Annotated in this window: 10 protein-coding genes; all 10 read right to left on the minus strand. The window is 48.9% G+C overall.

What is annotated here, in order from left to right; genetic code table 11:
- Positions 1-69: 69 nt before the first annotated feature.
- Complete coding sequence (locus BMW93_RS31545) at positions 70-969, minus strand: AraC family transcriptional regulator (protein ID WP_090386244.1); 900 nt, start codon at positions 967-969, stop codon at positions 70-72.
- Between the two features lie 25 nt (positions 970-994).
- The gene (locus BMW93_RS31550; protein WP_310590251.1) at positions 995-2,053 is read right to left on the minus strand and encodes a UDP-glucose--hexose-1-phosphate uridylyltransferase; all 1,059 of its coding nucleotides are present in this window, start codon (positions 2,051-2,053) and stop codon (positions 995-997) included.
- Positions 2,053-3,390, minus strand: a complete 1,338-nt coding sequence (locus BMW93_RS31555; protein ID WP_090386151.1) for a sugar porter family MFS transporter — start codon at positions 3,388-3,390, stop codon at positions 2,053-2,055. The genes BMW93_RS31550 and BMW93_RS31555 overlap by 1 nt, the downstream gene beginning before the upstream one ends.
- 43 nt (positions 3,391-3,433) lie before the next feature.
- A complete protein-coding gene (gene galK, locus BMW93_RS31560) occupies positions 3,434-4,591 on the minus strand; it encodes a galactokinase (RefSeq protein ID WP_090386154.1) in 1,158 nt (385 codons plus the stop codon).
- 47 nt (positions 4,592-4,638) lie between these two features.
- Positions 4,639-7,989 (minus strand): DUF5107 domain-containing protein, encoded by a 3,351-nt coding sequence (locus BMW93_RS31565; protein WP_090386157.1) that lies wholly within the window; start codon positions 7,987-7,989, stop codon positions 4,639-4,641.
- Between the two features lie 44 nt (positions 7,990-8,033).
- Entirely contained in the window at positions 8,034-10,238 is a 2,205-nt protein-coding gene (locus BMW93_RS31570; RefSeq protein ID WP_218147758.1) for an alpha-galactosidase, read from the minus strand.
- A 506-nt stretch (positions 10,239-10,744) separates the two neighbouring features.
- The gene (locus BMW93_RS31575; protein WP_090386161.1) at positions 10,745-12,184 is read right to left on the minus strand and encodes a sulfatase-like hydrolase/transferase; all 1,440 of its coding nucleotides are present in this window, start codon (positions 12,182-12,184) and stop codon (positions 10,745-10,747) included.
- Between the two features lie 14 nt (positions 12,185-12,198).
- Positions 12,199-13,893, minus strand: coding sequence for a RagB/SusD family nutrient uptake outer membrane protein (locus tag BMW93_RS31580; protein ID WP_090386164.1), 1,695 nt, complete (start codon positions 13,891-13,893; stop codon positions 12,199-12,201).
- A 12-nt stretch (positions 13,894-13,905) separates the two neighbouring features.
- Positions 13,906-17,415, minus strand: a complete 3,510-nt coding sequence (locus tag BMW93_RS31585; RefSeq protein WP_090386167.1) for a TonB-dependent receptor — start codon at positions 17,413-17,415, stop codon at positions 13,906-13,908.
- A 42-nt stretch (positions 17,416-17,457) separates the two neighbouring features.
- On the minus strand, positions 17,458-18,441 hold the full coding sequence (locus BMW93_RS31590) for a FecR family protein (protein ID WP_090386170.1): 984 nt from the start codon (positions 18,439-18,441) through the stop codon (positions 17,458-17,460).
- Positions 18,442-18,459 lie beyond the last annotated feature (18 nt).

Genomic DNA, 18,459 nt, shown 5'->3' on the forward strand with positions numbered 1-18,459 from the left:
TGCCGGAGTTGGGTTGTATTTGCACTGAATACCAAAACATCTGACCATGAATTTTGAAAAAGATGCTGGTCAGATATTCATAACATTCCTTTTTCGATAGGCTGTCGGCGGAATTTCCATGAGCTTTGAAAACATCCTCGAAAAGTAATATTGGTCATCTATGCCAAGCGAATTTGCAATTTCTTTTATTGTCATCCTGGTAAAACTCAGATATTGACAGGCTTTTTGAACTTTTAAATGGTTGAAATATTCTATGGGTGCGTGCCCGGTTTTGGTGCGGAATAAGAGTGAAAAATGCGAGACAGATAGTTTTGCGAAGGAAGCAAATTCGTTGAGACTGATCATTTCGCTGATGCGTCTCTGCATTAGTTCAATAGTTAGGGCGATGACATGATTTTCATAAGCTTTGTCCATGTTGTTGAACTTGTCTTCATAGAGAAGTGAAGACAGAAAATGCGAGAAGGTCATGTTCACATATCTGAGGGTATCAGCACTATAACCTTTTTCGAGATTTGTATAAATCTCTTCGAAAAGCTTGATCCTGTTGGCATCATATGCAAGTATGGGCTTATAATTCTTGACATTATCCAGAATCAGGTCCACAATATAGGCAGATGTCTCACCCTTGAAATGGATCCAGTAAATGGTCCACGGATCGTTTGTATTTGAACCGTACCGGTGTGGTTTGTCGGAAGGAATGGTGATAAACTGGGAGGGGCGTACATCGATTTTCTTGTTATCTATTTCTACCCATCCGTGACCATTGACACAGTATATAATAATATGTTGACTAATACCCTGCGGCCGCTCGACGTAATGGTACTGGGCTGTGGGATAATAGCCGATATCTGTGATAAAGATTTGCCTGGTGATCGGGTCTTCAACCAGGAATTCATTTTGGATCTTTAAAGGTAGTACGATCAGCCGTTGGCCTTTAAACCCCTCGCTCTTTCTTGTCGCTTTTTTCATTGGCGATTTGTATTGGGATTCCATGTTAGTCCCATTTGGCAAATGATTCGAAGGAGCCAACCAAAGCGCGCAGGCGCTCGGCGCTAACCTCGGGTGTAATGTCACGCTGCGGGTTACCCATCAGCTCATAGCCGACCATGAACTTTTTCACGGTGGCAGAACGCAGCAGTGGGGGGTAGTAATGCATGTGAAAATGCCACCCGTTGTACTGCTTTCCATCCGTGGGAGTTTGATGGATGCCCGAGGAGTAAGGGAAAGAAACGCCGAAGAGCTGGTCATAAGCGGCGGTCACGGTTTTGGTAATTTCCGCGAAAGCGTCGCATTCGGCAGCGTTCATTTCAAGGATACTGCCGAAATGCCTTTTGCTGACCACCATCGTTTCAAATGGCCAGATAGCCCAAAACGGTACGAGTAGGGCAAAATGTCTGTTTTCGGCTACTAAGCGCTTTCCTTCTTTCAATTCAATTTCCAGGTAGTCCGAAAGCAAACTGCGGCCAGATTTGGCAAAATGTGCCTCCTGCATAATTGTTTCTTTCGCCGGCTCGACCGGCACAGCGCTCTGGGCCCAGATTTGCCCGTGCGGGTGCGGATTGCTGCATCCCATCATCGCGCCTTTATTTTCGAAGATCTGCACATAGTTGATGAAATCCAGGCCACCTAGTGCCGCATATTCTTTGCGCCAAACATCAACGACCTTTCGGATGTCAGCCACTTCCATATCGGCCAGTGTCAGATCGTGACGTGGAGAAAAGCAAATTACTTTGCAAATGCCCCGCTCGGCTTGGGCCAAAAGCAACCCACCATCTTCATAGCTACCTTCGGGTACCGCCTGGTTTAATGCGCCGAAATCATTTTCAAATACATATGTGTAAGCATAATCAGGATTAATAACACCGTTGGATCGCGCATTACCACGGCAGAGATAACATTCCGGGTCGTGGGGGAGCGATACGGGGCGCTGAAGCGTTTCCTGCTGCCCCTGCCAGGGCCGCAGGGCGCGGTGGGGCGATACCAGGATCCAGTCGCCGGTGAGTGGATTGTACCGCCGGTGCGGATGTTGGGTCAAATCGAATGTATTCATCATTAATGTACACTGAAAACTTCGCCGATCTCCTCCAGGGTCTTTCCTTTGGTTTCCCTGACTTTAAGCCAGGTAAATAGCAACCCGGCGAAGCAAATGGCGGAATAGATGTAAAAAGTATGGTCTTTAAATTTTTCAAAAAGGATCGGGAACGTGAACACGAGCACGAAATAGGCCGCCCACAGGCATAGCACTGCGACAGTCGAGGCCTGGCTTCGAATCTGGTTTGGAAAGATTTCCGAAATGAGGACCCAGGTTACCGGCGCCAAAGTCATCGCATAAATTCCAATGGCTGCCAGTAAAAACCAGGCCACGTCCGGCGAGTTCTTGGCCAGCATCATCGCTACGATAATATAGATTACCGCCAGGCCCCCCGCACCGATGAGCATGAGCGGTTTGCGGCCCAATTTATCTACCAGTAGCATGGCGGCTATGGTGAAGACCAAATTAATACCTCCTATAAAAATCGTTTGTAACAGCTGCCCATCTTGCGAGACGCCAATACTGTGGAAAATCTTGGGGGTATAGTTAAAAACGACGTTGATCCCGCAGAGTTGTTGAAAAACGGCCAGGGCAATACCCGTTAACACAATGGGGAAGAAGGCTTTTTTAAAAACATCCATATAGCTTCCCTGTTTCTTGTTGCCAATCATCGAGGCGCGTATTTTTTCCAAACCGTCCTGCATGTAGGCCTGGTTGCCAATCTTGCCGAGCACTTGCTCGGCTTTTTCAGCGTGTCCGGCCATCAGCAGCCATCGTGGGCTTTCCGGTAAAAAGATCGCCCCGATCATAAAGGCAACCGAAGGCACAGCCCCCAACCCAAACATCCAGCGCCACGAATCATCCCCGTGGTTGCGAAGACTGTAATTCACAAGATTTGTAATTAGAATGCCGATTACAACGGTAAGCTGGTTGATGGCCACCATCCGGCCGCGCAAATGAGCCGGGGCTATTTCAGCGATGTAAACCGGGGAAAGCATTGAGGCCATTCCAACTCCAATCCCTGCCACAAAACGGAAAGCGATAAATGCATTGCGGTCCGGTGCGAGGGCCATTGCGATGGAGGAAATGCCAAAAATTGCTGCGGCGAGCAATAAACCCGGACGCCTGCCGTAACGGTCTGAAATCGAACCTGCAACGATACAGCCCAAAATTGCGCCCAGCGCCAGACTGCCTGTGGCAAATCCTTCCCAATACACATCCAGCCCAAATTGCTGGTGCAAAAACGGCAAAGCACCGGCGATTACGGCGAAATCAAAGCCAAAAAGATAACCACCCAGGGCGGAAATCAGTGAAATGCCCAGTATATAGGAACTGTTGTATGCGGGAGCCTCATTCATAAGTATTTATGTTTTATTAGTATCAAAATGAGTGTTCTGCTTGTTACAAGAGTGAAGTTCCGTCGGCGGTTATGACCTGGTAGACGTCCGCACTTTTGTTCATCTTTTGTTGATAGGCACCGGTGACCGTTTCTATCACTTCCCCTAGAAATCCGTCTTTGATCAGGTTAATAGTGCAACCCCCAAACCCCCCTCCTACCATACGCGCACCCTGGACAGCGGGATGGGTACGTGCAACGTCTGCCAAGAAATCGAGTTCTGGGCAGCTGACTTGGTAAGACTGGCTCAAACCCACATGAGTGTCATTTAATTTGCTGCCTAATGCAGCTAAGTCACCTTTTTTCAAGTCGTCGCAAGCGGCCAGCAAGCGGGCGTTTTCGCCGAGCACATAACTACACCTTTTAAATACATTTTCAGGCATCCGGCCTGTAAAGTCCGCCAGTATTTGCGGGGTTACATCTCGCAAATCATGAAATGAAGGGTATTGGGACTGCATGATGGCGACCCCTTGTTCACACTCCTGCCGACGGACGTTGTATTCAGAGAAGGCTAGTGAGTGCTTCACATTTGAATTGAAAAGTACCAGATTGTAACCATCCATGAGCAACGGGACGTACTGGTAGTCCAGCGAGCGGCAATCCAGCAGGATTGCATGGTCTTTTTTGCCAAACATGCTTGCAAACATATCCATAATGCCGCAGCGCACACCTGCGAATGTATGCTCAGCCGCCTGTGCCATTTTAACAAGCCGCAGACGGTCCAAACCAGCGTCCAGCAGCTCATTAAGGCCAAATGCGACGGCACATTCGATGGCTGCCGAGGATGAAAGCCCTGCGCCCATGGGAATATTGCCCGTCATCACCAACTCGAAGCCTGGCGATGTGTGCCCAGCACCCTGAAACTGGTCGGCAACGCCCAGGATATAGTCTGCCCAGGTGCCCGTAGGCGCCAGTTCGGATATATCTGCCTTGATCATTTGGCCATAATCGGCTGAATACAAATGGACTGCATTGTCGGTGCGCCGACGAATAGCTATATAGACGGCCTGACTGATCGCTGCCGGCAACACGTACCCATTGTTATAATCTGTGTGTTCACCAATGATGTTTATCCGGCCGGGCGAGCGGACGATCAGATCTGGGGCACCTTGGAAAGTGTTGTCGAACAGCTGGGCCAGCTCGTTTCTGGAAAGGGTTTGCATGTTAGTTAATCAATATTCTTAAAATCGCAGTGCAATGTTCAATTCGGTTAGGCAGGCGTCTGCACGCGGGCCAGCTGCTCGAAAAAGGGCCACATGTGCAGGTAGGTGGCCGCGGCCTGGTGATTTACATTGAGCGAAACCACTGCTTCCAGTAATGTTTTGGCAGCCTGATAATCGCCCAATCCAAGATATCCCAGGCCTTTCAGGTACAGGCAATGTACCCGGTTACGCAGATCGAGATCAGCGTCGAAAACCAGCATGTCCGGCAAGGAAACCGCGAAATAGTCGATGCGTATCTGGTCGTTTTGGTGCGCATCGCCGAATTGGACGAACCGCTCAAAGATTGAGTGGGCCTTGTCGGGGGCATTGAGTTTGAGCCATGCCAGTCCTTGATAAAAAATCTTGTCGGGCTGCTGGTCGTTGTAGTAAATAGCTTGAACGGGCTCGCTGATGCCGACGGTGGCTTTTTGAAAATAAGCAATGGCTTGTACTTCCTGCCGCAAACCGTCATAAACCAATCCGGTCAAATAATCGATGTCGTTTTCCTGTGTCCCGTACAATTTGCCTTCCCCCAAATTTTCGGGATAAATGCGCGTAGCATTCAGTAATGCCAGTGCATTTTCATAATCCTGTCTTTGGATGGCCTGTTTGGCGAGCTCGATATGGCATAACAGGAACTGACCGAGTACTTTCCCTTCCCCACCTTCCCAGGGATGAAATTTGCGGGCGGCCAGCAATGTTTTCGCTTCCTCGTATTTGAAAAGGCTGTTGAGCAGTGTTGCGCCTTCCAGGTACAGGTCGTCGCGGTCGTTGACCAGCGCCGGGTATTGGTCCAGCAGTGCAAGTCGTTCCGCTGCCGGTTTGTTCAGGATTTTATACAGCTGATCGAGCTCCATCAGCACCCGGGCATCCTTGGTGTCTAATGCGAATGCCTTTTCGAGCAAGGTCAATGCTTCCTGCTTTTTGCCCAACTTGTTGTAATAAGCAAGCGAAAGGTTCCGGTATGGCGTCGCAAAGGCGGGTGCCAGCACGATTGCAGCTTCCCATGCGGCGATTGCCTCTGGATACTGTCTTTTGTCATACCACAAATTTCCTAACAGGTAATGGGCCTTACCATCGGTTGGGTTCAAAGTGATAGCGCTTTTCAGGATCGAGACTTCCTCGATCTTGTTGGGAAAGCACAAAGCAGGATTTTGCACAGCTGCATTTTGGTAATAATTTAAAGCTTTCTGCTCGTCCCCACTTTGCTGGGCGAACCATCCAAGGTAATAGCAAGTCAATGGGGATATTGTATTGCGGTCTTGCGCAAGCTGGACCTTTAGAACGTCCATTGCTTCCTGAAACATCCCGGCATGCGCATAGGTAAGCGCAAGCTCCTGATAATTCTGCGATGATTTACGCATTCGCTCTTGCAGCGTTAGCAGGAGCGCAGGGCTTTCGATATTTTGCTCGGTTTGAGTCCAATACAATTCCAGCAAGCAGCCGAAATTAAACCGGTCGATTTCCAGCGACTCCTGGGCCAGTTTCGTTGCAGCAGTATATTGCCCAGTTTTGCGTAGCAAAGCCGTTTTCAGGTGCCGCGCGGACGGACTATGATAATTTCGGATCAATGATTTTTCGACCAGTTTTAAAGCCTGAACCCACTGTTGCTGATGCGCTGCAATGCGCGCCAGCAGCAGGAATGCGCTGTGTTGGAAAGCATCATTCCAGGTCGCTTTGAAAAATGCATCGTATGCGGCCTTGTATTCCTGCTGAAAAAACAGCGAAAGGCCCAGGTTGTAATGCGGCTCGCCATCGTAAGGGTTTGGGTTGCGTTTCAACAGTGTTGCAATGGCTTTTTCGAAGTAAGGCTGTGCCTTCGCGAATCGCCCACGACGCAGCAGCAGGAGCCCCATCGCATTGTTGCAACGCACATCTTGCGGGCTTCTCCTCAGGGCTTCCTCATAGTAATGCTCTGGCTTGAATGTCGCATGCCGGTACTGTTCCAGATGTATACCGTTCAGGTACAAATCTTCGATCTGCTCAATATCAGCAGGCATTTTGGCTGCCGTGGCTGCTTTGGGTATCTCCCTTTCAATATCTGTTGGTTCGGGTTGCCAGCTGATGAGCTCATTACCGTTGTTATCGGTTACCAGTAATTTCCAAAGTTCGGGTTTTGATGCTTCATCGATGTTTACGACTGTTTCAAAAATGTCAGCAGGAGAAATCGTGGATGTGAATTCAACTACTTTCTCTTCATTTCTAAGTAGCGTAATCAGTGCGTTTTCATATAATGCGGTCGCATATACTTTGATCAAAACCTGATTATCGACAAATTCCAGATTCAATGCCGCTTCCTTGCTGGCATTTTTTACCACACCGATCTTAGCATAAGGCATAAAATACTGCTCGAAAGTTTTGCCTTCGTTGGGCTGTATCCACGAGAAATCGGGCTGGTTATCGGTAAACATCCCGGTCATCAGCTCAATATATGGGCCGTCTTCATCTGTCAGGTTGCGGTCCCAGGCAAAACCGAAATCGCCATTGCCCCATGTCCATTGCTTTTTACCCGGAGAAACATGATGATCAGCTACGTGCAGCATACCAGCCTGCGTATCGTGCTCGTAGCAGCCCATGAAGTCGTATTGCGACTGGATCGCCATATACGAAGTGGGTACAGGAATGTTTTTGTAGCGTGAAATGTCTGTACCCGGCGCATAATCCACTTTATAATACTTTCCGGTCGCAATCGGGAAGTCCGAAACATCGCGCTTACCGTGGTCGAAAACGGCAAATACATCCGGCGGGAAAACCGATTGATAATCATCATTGACCTTTACGGCCGGATTAGCCCACCACAGGAAAGTCTGCGGGAAGGGTGTCGGGTTAAAAAGCTTACCCTGGATTTCAAGATAGGCTTTACCGGGGTATAAAGTAAAGCCGGCCATGCCTTTGGTCCGGAACATGATTTCGGTCTCGTTGACCCAGACGGTCTTACTACCATCCGCATTCTCGGCAATGGACAAATCGACCGGGCTGAATGTGCTCGGGCGGTGATGCTGCGGCCAGTTGAACTCGATGCCGCCTGAGATCCACGGCCCGGCCAGTCCTACCAATGCAGGTTTGACGACCTGGTTATAATATACAAAATCACGCTGCTGCACCTTGTCCCAGGCGCGCTGAATGCGGCCGCCCAGCTCGGGCAGGATCATGATTTTCAGGTATTCGTTTTCGAGGAACACCGCATTGTATTCCTGCTCGGTCTTCTGGTCGGAAATTTTTTCGATCACCGGATGTGGGTATACTACCCCGCTGCTACCCTGATATACCCTCTTTTCAAGGAACATCGGGTTCCTTTCGGGTTCACCAGCGCGATAGGTGGGAATTGTAATTATTTCGGCCCAAGCTGATACGTTCATGTCGGATATTGAATATTGGAAAATGGAATGACTCTATATGTGTATTATTGGAGTGTCAACAGCAGGGCGGCACTTTCAAACTCGTTGTACATCGTAAACTGCAAGCCGGTTGTCATCAGGAATTCGCCGGTGAAGGTTTTGCCTTCGTAGGCGTCGAGCCTGCTGAATGTGGCTTTGTTGATTTCGGATATTTTGTACCGGGCTTCTTTTTTGAGGCCTTTCAGTTTGATCACTGTATTGTCTCCGTAAATTGATTTTTGTTGCAAATAGTTAAAAACCAATACACTATCCTGCTTCTCGCTTACATATGCAATGGCGGCGCGGTCGTGTGAGTAGGGCGATTGCAGGCGGTAAAGGTCGCCGTGCAGCACCACATTACGGACTTCTTTATACGTTTGAATGGCTTTCCTGGAAAACTCTTTCTCTTCCGGCGTCATTTGGCCCGGCTGCAAATCCATACCCAGCTTGCCCGACATCGCCACATCGAAACGGAATTTTAGCGGGGTTGTCCGGCCGGTCATGTGGTTTGGCGTCACCGAAACGTGGGAGGCCAGGCCGATGGCAGGGTAAAAATGGTTAGCGCCCCACTGGATTTTAATGCGATCGAGCGCGTCGGTGTTGTCGCTGGGCCAGTACTCCTGGAAATAAGGCATCGTCCCATAATCCATCCGGCCGCCGCCGCCAGAGCATACCATCATGGTCACGTCGGGGAATTTCTTGCGGAAACGGTCGAGTACTTTTATCAGCCCACGCGAATATTCGATAAAAATGTGTGACTGCTGGTCTTTGGGCAGATAAGTCGAGCCGGGATTGGTCAGGTAGCGGTTGCAGTCCCATTTCAGGTAGCTGATACCTTTATTGTCTGCCACGACTTTTTCTAAAACACCATATACATAATCCTGCACCACCGGGTTACTCAGGTCGAGGATGAGCTGGTTGCGTTGCAGGTCGATATCGCGGTGCGGCGCGGTGAGCACCCATTCTGGATGTTTTTCGTACAATTCGCTTTTGGGGTTCACCATTTCCGGCTCTACCCACAATCCGAATTTCAGGTTATACTTCCTGCATTGCTCGATCAGGTACGGGATGCCGTGGGGCAGCTTTTTGGTATTGACCTCCCAATCGCCCAAACCTGCATTGTCGCCGTTGCGCGGGTAATTGTTGCCAAACCAGCCGTCATCGAGCAAAAATAACTCAAAACCCATGCTGGATGCGTCTTTGATAATCGTTGAAAGTTTGGTTTCGTCAAAATCAAAATAGGTCGCCTCCCAGTTGTTGAGCAGGATATCCCTGGAAGCGTAGCCATCCTTGATACCGTACTTACGAGCCCAGCGGTGGAAACGCCGCGAAACCTCGCCGCTGCCTTCGCTGCTGAATGTAAAAAGGAAGGCAGGCGTTTTGAAAACCGTATTGGGCGCCAACTGATATTGCGACGCAAACGGGTTCATGCCGGTAGTCACTTGCAGGCGTTTCTGATAATCCATTTCAAAACGGAACTGCCAGTTGCCCGGCCAGGCCAATGCGCCGGCAAATACCTCGCCATTATCTTCATCCATTTTCCCGTTCAGGGCCAGTAAAAACGATGGGTTTGTCATCTGGTCGGTGCGGACGCCGAGTTTGGAATCCAGCACTTTTGTACCTTCGGTCAAAGCAGTTTCGACCGCATTGAACTCCTTGGCCCAGTCACCGTAAAAGTAATTGAGGTGCGGCGCAGGCGATTGGAATGCGAAACTCGCGGACGCAAAGTTGTAGAGCGTAACGGGCGTTTTCTCCTTGTGTTCCAGCTCCATCCATTGCTCGATGATGTTCTGTTCCGAATACGTTTTGTAACAAAGCCGCACGTGGAGGGGGTAATAGGAATCTTTCAGATATACCGTCGTCTTGCTCACATTCGCATCGATTTTCGTGACCGTGTTGCGCTCGTACACCAGGCGCGTTGTGAGGTTTCCATCGGCGTGGGTTATGCGCAGCGCGGCGTCGGAGACATTGGTCCCGTAAGCAGGGAACGCGACCGCAGCCTGCGCCATGGCGGCTGTGGGCAAAGAATCGTTCATTCTCTTGCCGAAATACAATTGTTTTAGCTGCCCCTTATCATCAGCCGCTAATACCAGGGAATTTTCGAGCGTATTTATGCGGATTATCTCCTGCCGCTGCGCTTGCGCAAACATTTTCACGGGGTTTAAGAGCAAGTTCAGCAGCAGAAATGCGTTAATTGGGGCATATCTGAAAAGGAAGGATGTTTTTTTCATTATTAATGTTTTACAAAATCTTCAAATGATGATGAATTAGGGGCCAAATTTGTCGCATTGGTTCTTAATCTGAAATAGTACATCTTATGAAATAATGGACTATATTCTTGTTTTTTACGATGCCAATTGGCAGATTTCGCCCTTGTGAAATGAATGGGCAGAAGATTAGATTTTCATTAATTTGCCATGCCAACAGCGAAGTAGGTATTTAGTGTCAGGATCTTGCAGTATTTTTTCTAATTCCTATAAACTTTATTTTTGGTTTAACCTGCAAAGAAGACATTTTCTGGAATGGATTATTAATCGAATAAGTGGGCAATTTAGCCGACAGCGCATTGTTTGATTGGAGATTAGGGCTGTGGCCTTTACATGCCGGCTTCGAAAATCTATGCTTGTGTCTTTGTCGTCTCTGTGTTGAAATGGATGCCCTGTATTCATAGCAAGATCAAGGGGTCTTTTAAGGTACGTGATCGTGAACCCTAAAAGACCCCTCGCTTGCCTTATCTTCACATGAGCCAAGAAAGACTAAGTTCGTCATGCATAGCCTTCTGACGTTGTATAAGCCTCTTTTTTAAATTGTCAAGAACCGGTTTGCTTGCAGGCTGATTTGCGATATCATGCATCTCCAACGGGTCTTTTTTCAGATCAAAGAGCAGGACCCTTGAGGTTTTGGGGTAAACGATAAGCTTGTAGCGGTCGGTCCTGATCATTCGCTGCAAGTCCATATAGCATCCGTAGATATCTTCGTAGGGACTTTTCAATTGTCGGTCCCTTACGATCGGTAGCAAGCTATTAAAGAAAACATGGGATGGTTTGCTCACGCCGGCAAGCTCATAGCTCGTCGCCATTACATCCTGAAGGTAAACATTTTGATCACGCCTTTGGCCCTGTGGAATGCCAGGCCCGCTAACGACCAGCGGCGGCCGGACACTGTGATCAAACATGCTTTGCTTGCCAAGTAAACCGTTATGACCGATTGCCAAGCCGTGATCTGCCGTAAAAAAGATGTAAGTATTCTCTGCCTTACCGCTTTTTTTCAACGCTTCCAGAATGCGGCCTACCTGTTCATCCATGTAGGAAATACTCGCATAATATTCTTGAATGTGCTTCTGAACCGCATACTTGGTCCTTGGAAACGGTGCCAGCTGTTCATCGCGCAAATCTTTGCCACAACCCATTTCATCCTTGTAGGGATATTCAGCCACAAAGCTTTCGGGCACGATGATCTTGTTGACCGGGTAGCGGTCAACCCATCGCTTGGGCGCTTGGCGTGGGTCGTGCGGGGCGTTGAAGGCCAGATACATAAAAAACGGCTTATCTTTCCTGGATGCATCGGTCAGATAGTCGACAGCGTCGTCAGCGACGACCTGGCTCCAATGCTTACCACCTTGCCAAAAACCACCATATTCTTCTTTCCAGGGTTGCCACAGCGTATCTGTTGGGGATTGCGGCCGGTTGTAGCCTTGTGGTGTTTGATCGGCCATGCCTGGCCTGATATTCCTCGCATGATCGAACAGTTTGGTCGCATCGGTGGCCACGTGCCATTTGCCTGTCATATAGGTTTCATAGCCCGCGTTTTTCATTTGTTGGGGCCAGAAGCCCTGTCTGGCAATGAGGGGAGCATAATCCTTTTCCTGGTTCTTAACGTCCCACACCGACATCCCTGTCAGTAGCATCGCCCGGCTTGCCACACATACGGCCCCGTGCCAGGCGCCCATGTTGAATGCATGTGTGAAAACTGTCCCATGATGGACCAGACCGTCAAGGTTTGGTGTGATTACCTGGTCATTGCCCAGTGCATGTACCGTGTTATAGCGCTGGTCATCGGTGAATATGATAATAATGTTGGGCTTGCCCGCAGGTTTACCGGGCCCTTCCCGTCGCCGGCCAGCGGTAGAGAGAACCAGCGCACTTAGTAAAAGAATTAGAAAGCCAGATCGTTTCATAGTTTTGACAGACCTTACCAGCCCGGATTTTGTTTGAGATTAGTGTTCAGGCTAAGTTCGTCAAGCGGTAGTGGCTGATAGTAGTTTTTGTTTTCGTCGAAAGTACGTCCACCAGGCAGGGATTTTCCATAAGGCAGTATGAAGCCCTGGTTGTTGAGGAAAATACTGGTACCCGGTACAGCTTTTGGGTACTGCTTCTGAACGAATTTCATTCCCAATACAGGTTTATTGAGAAGGTTCCCTGCCTTCCAACGTACCAGATCGTCGAACCTTAGGCTTTCGATAGCTAGTTCCACGCGTCGTTCACGTCTGATTTCGTCAAGTAACACGGGAATTGCAGGGAATTCAGAATGCGCATCTTTCACCAATGTGGCGATAACAAGCGCTGGCATCCCGGCACGTTTACGAAGTACATTGATGGTTTTGTCGATTATCTGCTGTGTGGCCTGCCCTAACTCTGCATTAGCTTCCGCATTAATCAGTAATACCTCTCCGAAGCGAAAAATTGGCGCATCGACTATCCCGTTCTGGATCCTGACGAATTCAGTCTGATCTGCAACCCAATATTTGGTGATCTGATAGCCCGTAGCAACGATACCTACCCCTGCAAAACCTGAGCCTGGAATGGCGGGCAGTTTAAAACCCGCCTGAATACCTGTACCTGGTACTACGATCGTTTGCGACAACCGTGCATCCCTATTTTTCATTTCTACCTGAATGCTGTCGTCACCCAAATACAACGGGCTTTGCGAAATAGGTTTACCATCCGTGCACAGATAGGATTCTACCAAGGCTTTCGAGGCACTGGTGTTGAAGTTGTTAAGCTGCACATTCCAGGAGTTGGCGTTTCCTAATATACCAGTTTCGTAAGATTTATATAGAATCATTTCTTTGTTGGTACTTAGATCAAGCGAATTGAACAAAGCCGCGTAGTCAGACGATGGGTTGCCGGTGTTATGTACCTGATAATGTGCTTCGTTTATAAGCTGATCGCTGGCAGCTACGGCCTCCCGCAGGAATTTTTCCCCGCCGTCAATCCCATGGTATTTCCTGAAAGTTCCTTCGAAGAGGCATATCCGGGCTTTTAGGGCCAGGGCAACATCCTTATTTACCCGTGCCGGCTCCGCGCTAGCTTTATCAGGAAGGTTCAAGATGGCAGTGTTGATTGTCGCCAGGAGTGAATCCATGACAAGTATACGGCTATCGCGCGGTGCAAAGAGCTCCGGTGAATTGGTGCTCAGGTCTTTCGACAACCATGGAACATCCCCGAAATTCTTTACTTTTTCGAAATAGTCCTGCGCTTTGAAAAAGCGGACCTCGCCAGCATACTTGTCCTTGACCTCCTGGTTGATGGGGGTTTGCTGGTAGCGAGCAAGAAAATAGTTGCAGGTCCTGATTGTTGTCCAGTTCCACCCGCCTCCGGAAGTCGGCACGATATTTTTTCCCGCCGCAATAAGGTTAAAATCAACAGGAACCATATTGTCGCTCTGATTATCGCCGGAGAAGAGCGGGCTGCCATTTGTACCTACTGAATGCCCAACAAAATTGCTGTACAGGTTATTGGCATATTGTTTGAGCTCGCCTTCGTTATGCCAGAAATTGCTTTCGTTAAGCGAATCCGTGGGAACGCGGTCAAGGAAATCGTCGGAACACGAGCCGAGGGCCAACGAGAACAATGTTGTAGAAAATATTTTAAGAAAGTTTTTCATGCTTGGTCAATTTTATAAGGTAATCTGAACTCCGAATGAGACAACGCGCTGCAATGGATAGAACACCCCTACGTCTCCGGAATCTCTGGAAGGGTCTTTAGTATCGGTAACTCCGGTAACTTCGGGGTCGAAATTGCCCTTCAGACGGGTAAATTCCCAAAGGTTTTGGCCTGTTGCATAAATTCTGAACTGTGTCAACCGCAGCTTTTCCAAAGCTTTTGGCGGCAATGAGTAACCAAGCGATATGTTTTTCAACCTTACATATGCTGAACTTTGCATGTACTTGGTCTGAGGCAAGATGTTGAATGCGGAATTTGCCTTGTAGATCGGATAGTAACCATCCTGGTGCTCAGTAGACCATGAGTCATGATAGACCTCCCCGGTCCCAACTGCCGAAGGTGAAGCGATTGCTCCCCAGAAATAGGCCCCTTTCGGGATAAAATCACGCTTGCCAATTCCTTGGAACAAAACGTTGAAATCAAACTGCCGCCAGTTCAGGTTACCGGTAACACCAAACTGAAATTTCGGTGTTGTATTCCCAATCACGCGTTGGTCACCTGGGTTGGATACGGTGTTATCGCCCCGCGTGATCTTGTTGTCGCCGTTCAGATCCTTGTACTGAACATCACCTGCACCCCATTTTCCTGAATTACCCAGTTGGTCCTGGTTAGCGGCCGCGGTAGCATCTCCTGAGTTTTGGAATATGCCAGCCGTTTCAAAGCCCCATATCTCGCCTATATTCTGGCCTTTGTAGTAATTGCTAATGAGCCTGTTGGGGTTATTGTCAAATTTAGAGATCACGGCTTTGTAATTGGACAGGACAAAGCCTACATCGTACCGTAAATGCTCCCCTTTCTGCTCGCTCCATTTGGCGCTGAACTCAAAACCTGTGGTCTTTAATTCGGCAGCGTTGCGTTGCGGCACCCCTACTCCCAGTACTGCCGGCAGACGGTCACCTTCGACGAGCATTCCCGAGGTAATACGTTGGTACCAGTCAAAACCCAGGCTCAGTTTCCCTAATACTATCGCGTCGGCCCCAAAGTCTAATGTCGATACTTTCTCCCAGGTCAAATCCGGGCTTACCAGGCCAGGCGCCGAAATCCCTACCGGTAGTGCGCCATTCATAACGTATTGCACCTGCTGCGTTACGCCGAACAAAGCCACATATGGGAAATTGGTCGATGAGAGTTGATTACCCAAACTTCCATAGGAAGCGCGGAGTTTCAGCTCAGGCAACACGCGCGAGAGCGGCTTCATAAAATTCTCCTGCGAAATCCGCCACCCCGCCGACACCGAAGGGAAGTATCCAAAACGCCGTCCTGACGGGAAACGTGAAGTGCCATCGTAGCGGCTGTTGACTTCAATCAGGTATTTACCCATGTAGTCATAATTCAATCTGGCGAAAACACCCCTGATTGCCCATGAGGTTTCCTGATCGAATGCGGAAATTGTACCTGTTGTCAGGTTGAGTACCGGTACTGATCCGCTGATCACGTCTTGTCTCTTTACACTGGAACTCGTAAGGTTAAACCACTCCTGATTGTAACCTACCATGGCGGAAATAGCATGCTTGCCGCTAAATACCTTGCTGTAATCGGCGTATAGGTTCGCTGCGAAATAGTCCGAAGATGTAAAATCCCGCTGTACAAACGATGGGGAGGTTCCCGAAGTCTGAGGGATCCAGGTGTCACGCACATATGGGAATGGTACCTGGTTTTCTTTCATCGATTGTCTTGTCGAGGTATAGGAAAAGTTTCCGTTGACCTTTAGTCCGTTAATGACCTTGGCCTGCGCATCGACACTGTAAATACCTGTGGAACCGTTGGTGATTTTGCGCGACCCACTTTCAAGAAAATTCACAAAATTTTCGGTAGGCACCCCTTCCCCTACCGGCGAACCGGCGGGCGTTTTGATCGGGAAAAGGATTTGAGGCTCTCCCCTGGTCATTTGTTCCCACCAGTCAGACCCTTTGTTGGGATACTTATGTGGCTCGTCGTATCCGGTCGAAATGTAGTTGACCTTTGCTCCAACCCGTAGCCATTCGGTCAGGTCGGTATTGACATTCGTCGTAAAATTGTAGCGTTTGAAAACATCAGTAGAGGTTTTGAACAGACCTTCCTGCCGCAAAAGGCCTCCCGAAATATAGTAAGAGGTTTTACTGTTGCCCCCATTGACATTGAGCGTATGGTTCTGCCCTGGTGCCCATGGTTGTACCATGGTTTGCAGTACATTCGGATTCGCATTCCAGAAAATCTTCCCGTTAGGCAGCATATGATAGCTTGGGTTTTTGACCGGATCTGCGATGTAGTCCCGTACCCACTGTACCTGCTCATCGGAATATTTCTGGGTACCATTGGAATTCATCTGCGCAATATTCTGTGATTCGAGGTATTCTGTCGTTGAAAGCAGGTCGGGCAGATAGGTAGGTTTGTTAAACTGAACACTGCCCGAGTAGCTGATCTGAGGCTTCCTGTCCTTGGTCCCCTTTTTTGTCGTGACCAGGATCACACCAAATGCGCCACGGGCACCATAGATGGCGGCTGAGGCGGCATCCTTCAAAACAGTAATACTCTCGATGTCAGCCGGATTGAGAAGGTTCATATCCATCTGAATACCATCCACCAGTACCAGCGCGCTCCCACCACTTAGGGAAGTAGTCCCCCGAATGTTGAATGATGGGTTTGCGTTCGGGTTGCCGTCCGGATTGGTTACATTCAAATTGGGAATCAACCCCTGTAATGCCTGGCCTGCCTTGGTTACCGGCCGGCCGGTCAATGCACTGCCGCTGATTTGTGAGATCGCTCCGGTCACAGTCTCCCTGCTTTTAGTACCATAACCCACTACTACCACTTCCTGTAGCTCTTTGTCATCAGCCTGCATTACCACATTCAATTTTGTCTCCGTTCCGATCGGTACTTCTTTGCTCTGGTAGCCCACATAGGAAAATACCAGTATCTGTTCATTATCCAGAAGGTCGGTAAATGTGTACCGCCCCTGGACATCAGATATGGTGCCTTTCTGGGTTCCTTTGATGAGTATGCTAACGCCTGGAAGCGGCTCGGCTTTTTCGTCGGTCACAATCCCTGAAATACTGCGTAACACAGGTGCCACTGCAAGCGTTTGTTGCTGTATGGTCTGTTGTGGGTTTGATGCTTCCTCTTTTGAAGGGTCCTGGACAGCTTTTTGCTCTGAGGGCCTTCCATTGGGAACCAGAAGGTAGGTCCGGGCTTTTTGTTGGATATACCGCAGACCGAACGCAGGAAGGATCCGTTCCAGGTTGGCTTCGAGTTTGTCCTCAAAGCGGACCTGGGAAAGAACAACATATTGATTGTTAACAAATTGATCGCCATAGAAGATATCCACCTTATAGTGTTCCTTCAATCTTTGCAACACGTCGGCGAGTTTTGCCCGAGTCGGCTGTTGTGAAGCCGGCTGCTGGTAGGAAATCTTCATCGCCAGCGGCTGCGCGGAGGCCACGCCGCAACACAGGGCAGCAAATAGCAGCCATGGAAAAATTCTCATGCTTAAAGGGTTTTAAAAAATTGGTTCAGAAAAATTTAACATTCAGCGTTCGGCTGGTTCGGAAAGGAAAACCACCCTACTGGCTTTGAAAGAGTAACCGATACCGAGAATTTGCGAAACAGATCGAATTAGCTCTTGCGCATTACTAGCCTGAAAAGAACCAGAAACAGTCAGCGATTTCAGTTCCGGACTACTGAAATCGACTGTCAAGCCGTAGTTTATCTCCAGGATATGAGCAACTTCGGAAAGTGATGTCCGGTCAAAATCGAACCTCGATTCCCATTGGATAGTGTTGTGTGTAGCGCCAACAAAGCGGTTATGACTCAGGGTGCCGTTTTCAACAATGACGCTGTCACCAGGTTTCATGACCAGCTTTTGTTCACGGCGCTGTAATGTCACTTTGCCTTTCGAAAGTATAACTTCCGTTTTACCCGGTCTACTATATACGGAGAACTCAGTGCCGAGTACGGTCACGTTCACCCCGTCACCTGCCTTCACAATGAAGCGTTGGTTGTTCGCCTGGTGGGTGATGCTAAAAGTAGCTTCTCCTTTTAGCGACACTTCCCGGCTGGTTTGGCCAAACCCCCATCTGGGTAAGCGCAATTCGGAACTTGCATTCAGCTTCACCCGGCTCCCGTCAGACAATGTCCAGGAACGTACCTGCCCAGGCCCAGTGGTTAAATTTGCGTATAAGATATCATTGCGGTATAATACACCGATACTTATTAACAGCAATACTGCGCATGCAGCTATGTAACGGGGCCAGTAATGCCTGGCGGGTACTCCAATTTCTTCCTCTGTAACGACATTCGTTAGCTCTACCCGTGATCGGTATCGGCGCATTCCCTGCTCGACATCCACGGCCAGACCGGGCTGGGCCATTTCCCATTCCGTTAAATACCAATAAAACTGCTCCTCGTTTTCTGGTTTACGCGCCCACTCGTCGATCAGCTGCCGTTGCCGGACAGATGCCGATCCTTCGAAATGGGAGAATAGCAATTCTTTCGATATTTCCTGATTTTCCATAGCGTTATGTGTTGAGTG

The sequence above is a fragment of the Dyadobacter sp. SG02 genome, from assembly GCF_900109045.1.
Taxonomy (GTDB): Bacteria; Bacteroidota; Bacteroidia; order Cytophagales; family Spirosomataceae; genus Dyadobacter.

Bases quoted from the DNA above. Each gene is read 5' to 3' on its own strand.
- BMW93_RS31580 (WP_090386164.1), bottom strand. From the start codon at position 13,893: ATGAAAAACTTTCTTAAAATATTTTCTACAACATTGTTCTCGTTGGCC.
- BMW93_RS31590 (WP_090386170.1), bottom strand. From the start codon at position 18,441: ATGGAAAATCAGGAAATATCGAAAGAATTGCTATTCTCCCATTTCGAA.
- BMW93_RS31575 (WP_090386161.1), bottom strand. From the start codon at position 12,184: ATGAAACGATCTGGCTTTCTAATTCTTTTACTAAGTGCGCTGGTTCTC.
- BMW93_RS31555 (WP_090386151.1), bottom strand. From the start codon at position 3,390: ATGAATGAGGCTCCCGCATACAACAGTTCCTATATACTGGGCATTTCA.
- galK (WP_090386154.1), bottom strand. From the start codon at position 4,591: ATGCAAACCCTTTCCAGAAACGAGCTGGCCCAGCTGTTCGACAACACT.
- BMW93_RS31545 (WP_090386244.1), bottom strand. From the start codon at position 969: ATGAAAAAAGCGACAAGAAAGAGCGAGGGGTTTAAAGGCCAACGGCTG.
- BMW93_RS31570 (WP_218147758.1), bottom strand. From the start codon at position 10,238: ATGAAAAAAACATCCTTCCTTTTCAGATATGCCCCAATTAACGCATTT.
- BMW93_RS31550 (WP_310590251.1), bottom strand. From the start codon at position 2,053: ATGATGAATACATTCGATTTGACCCAACATCCGCACCGGCGGTACAAT.
- BMW93_RS31565 (WP_090386157.1), bottom strand. From the start codon at position 7,989: ATGAACGTATCAGCTTGGGCCGAAATAATTACAATTCCCACCTATCGC.
- BMW93_RS31585 (WP_090386167.1), bottom strand. From the start codon at position 17,415: ATGAGAATTTTTCCATGGCTGCTATTTGCTGCCCTGTGTTGCGGCGTG.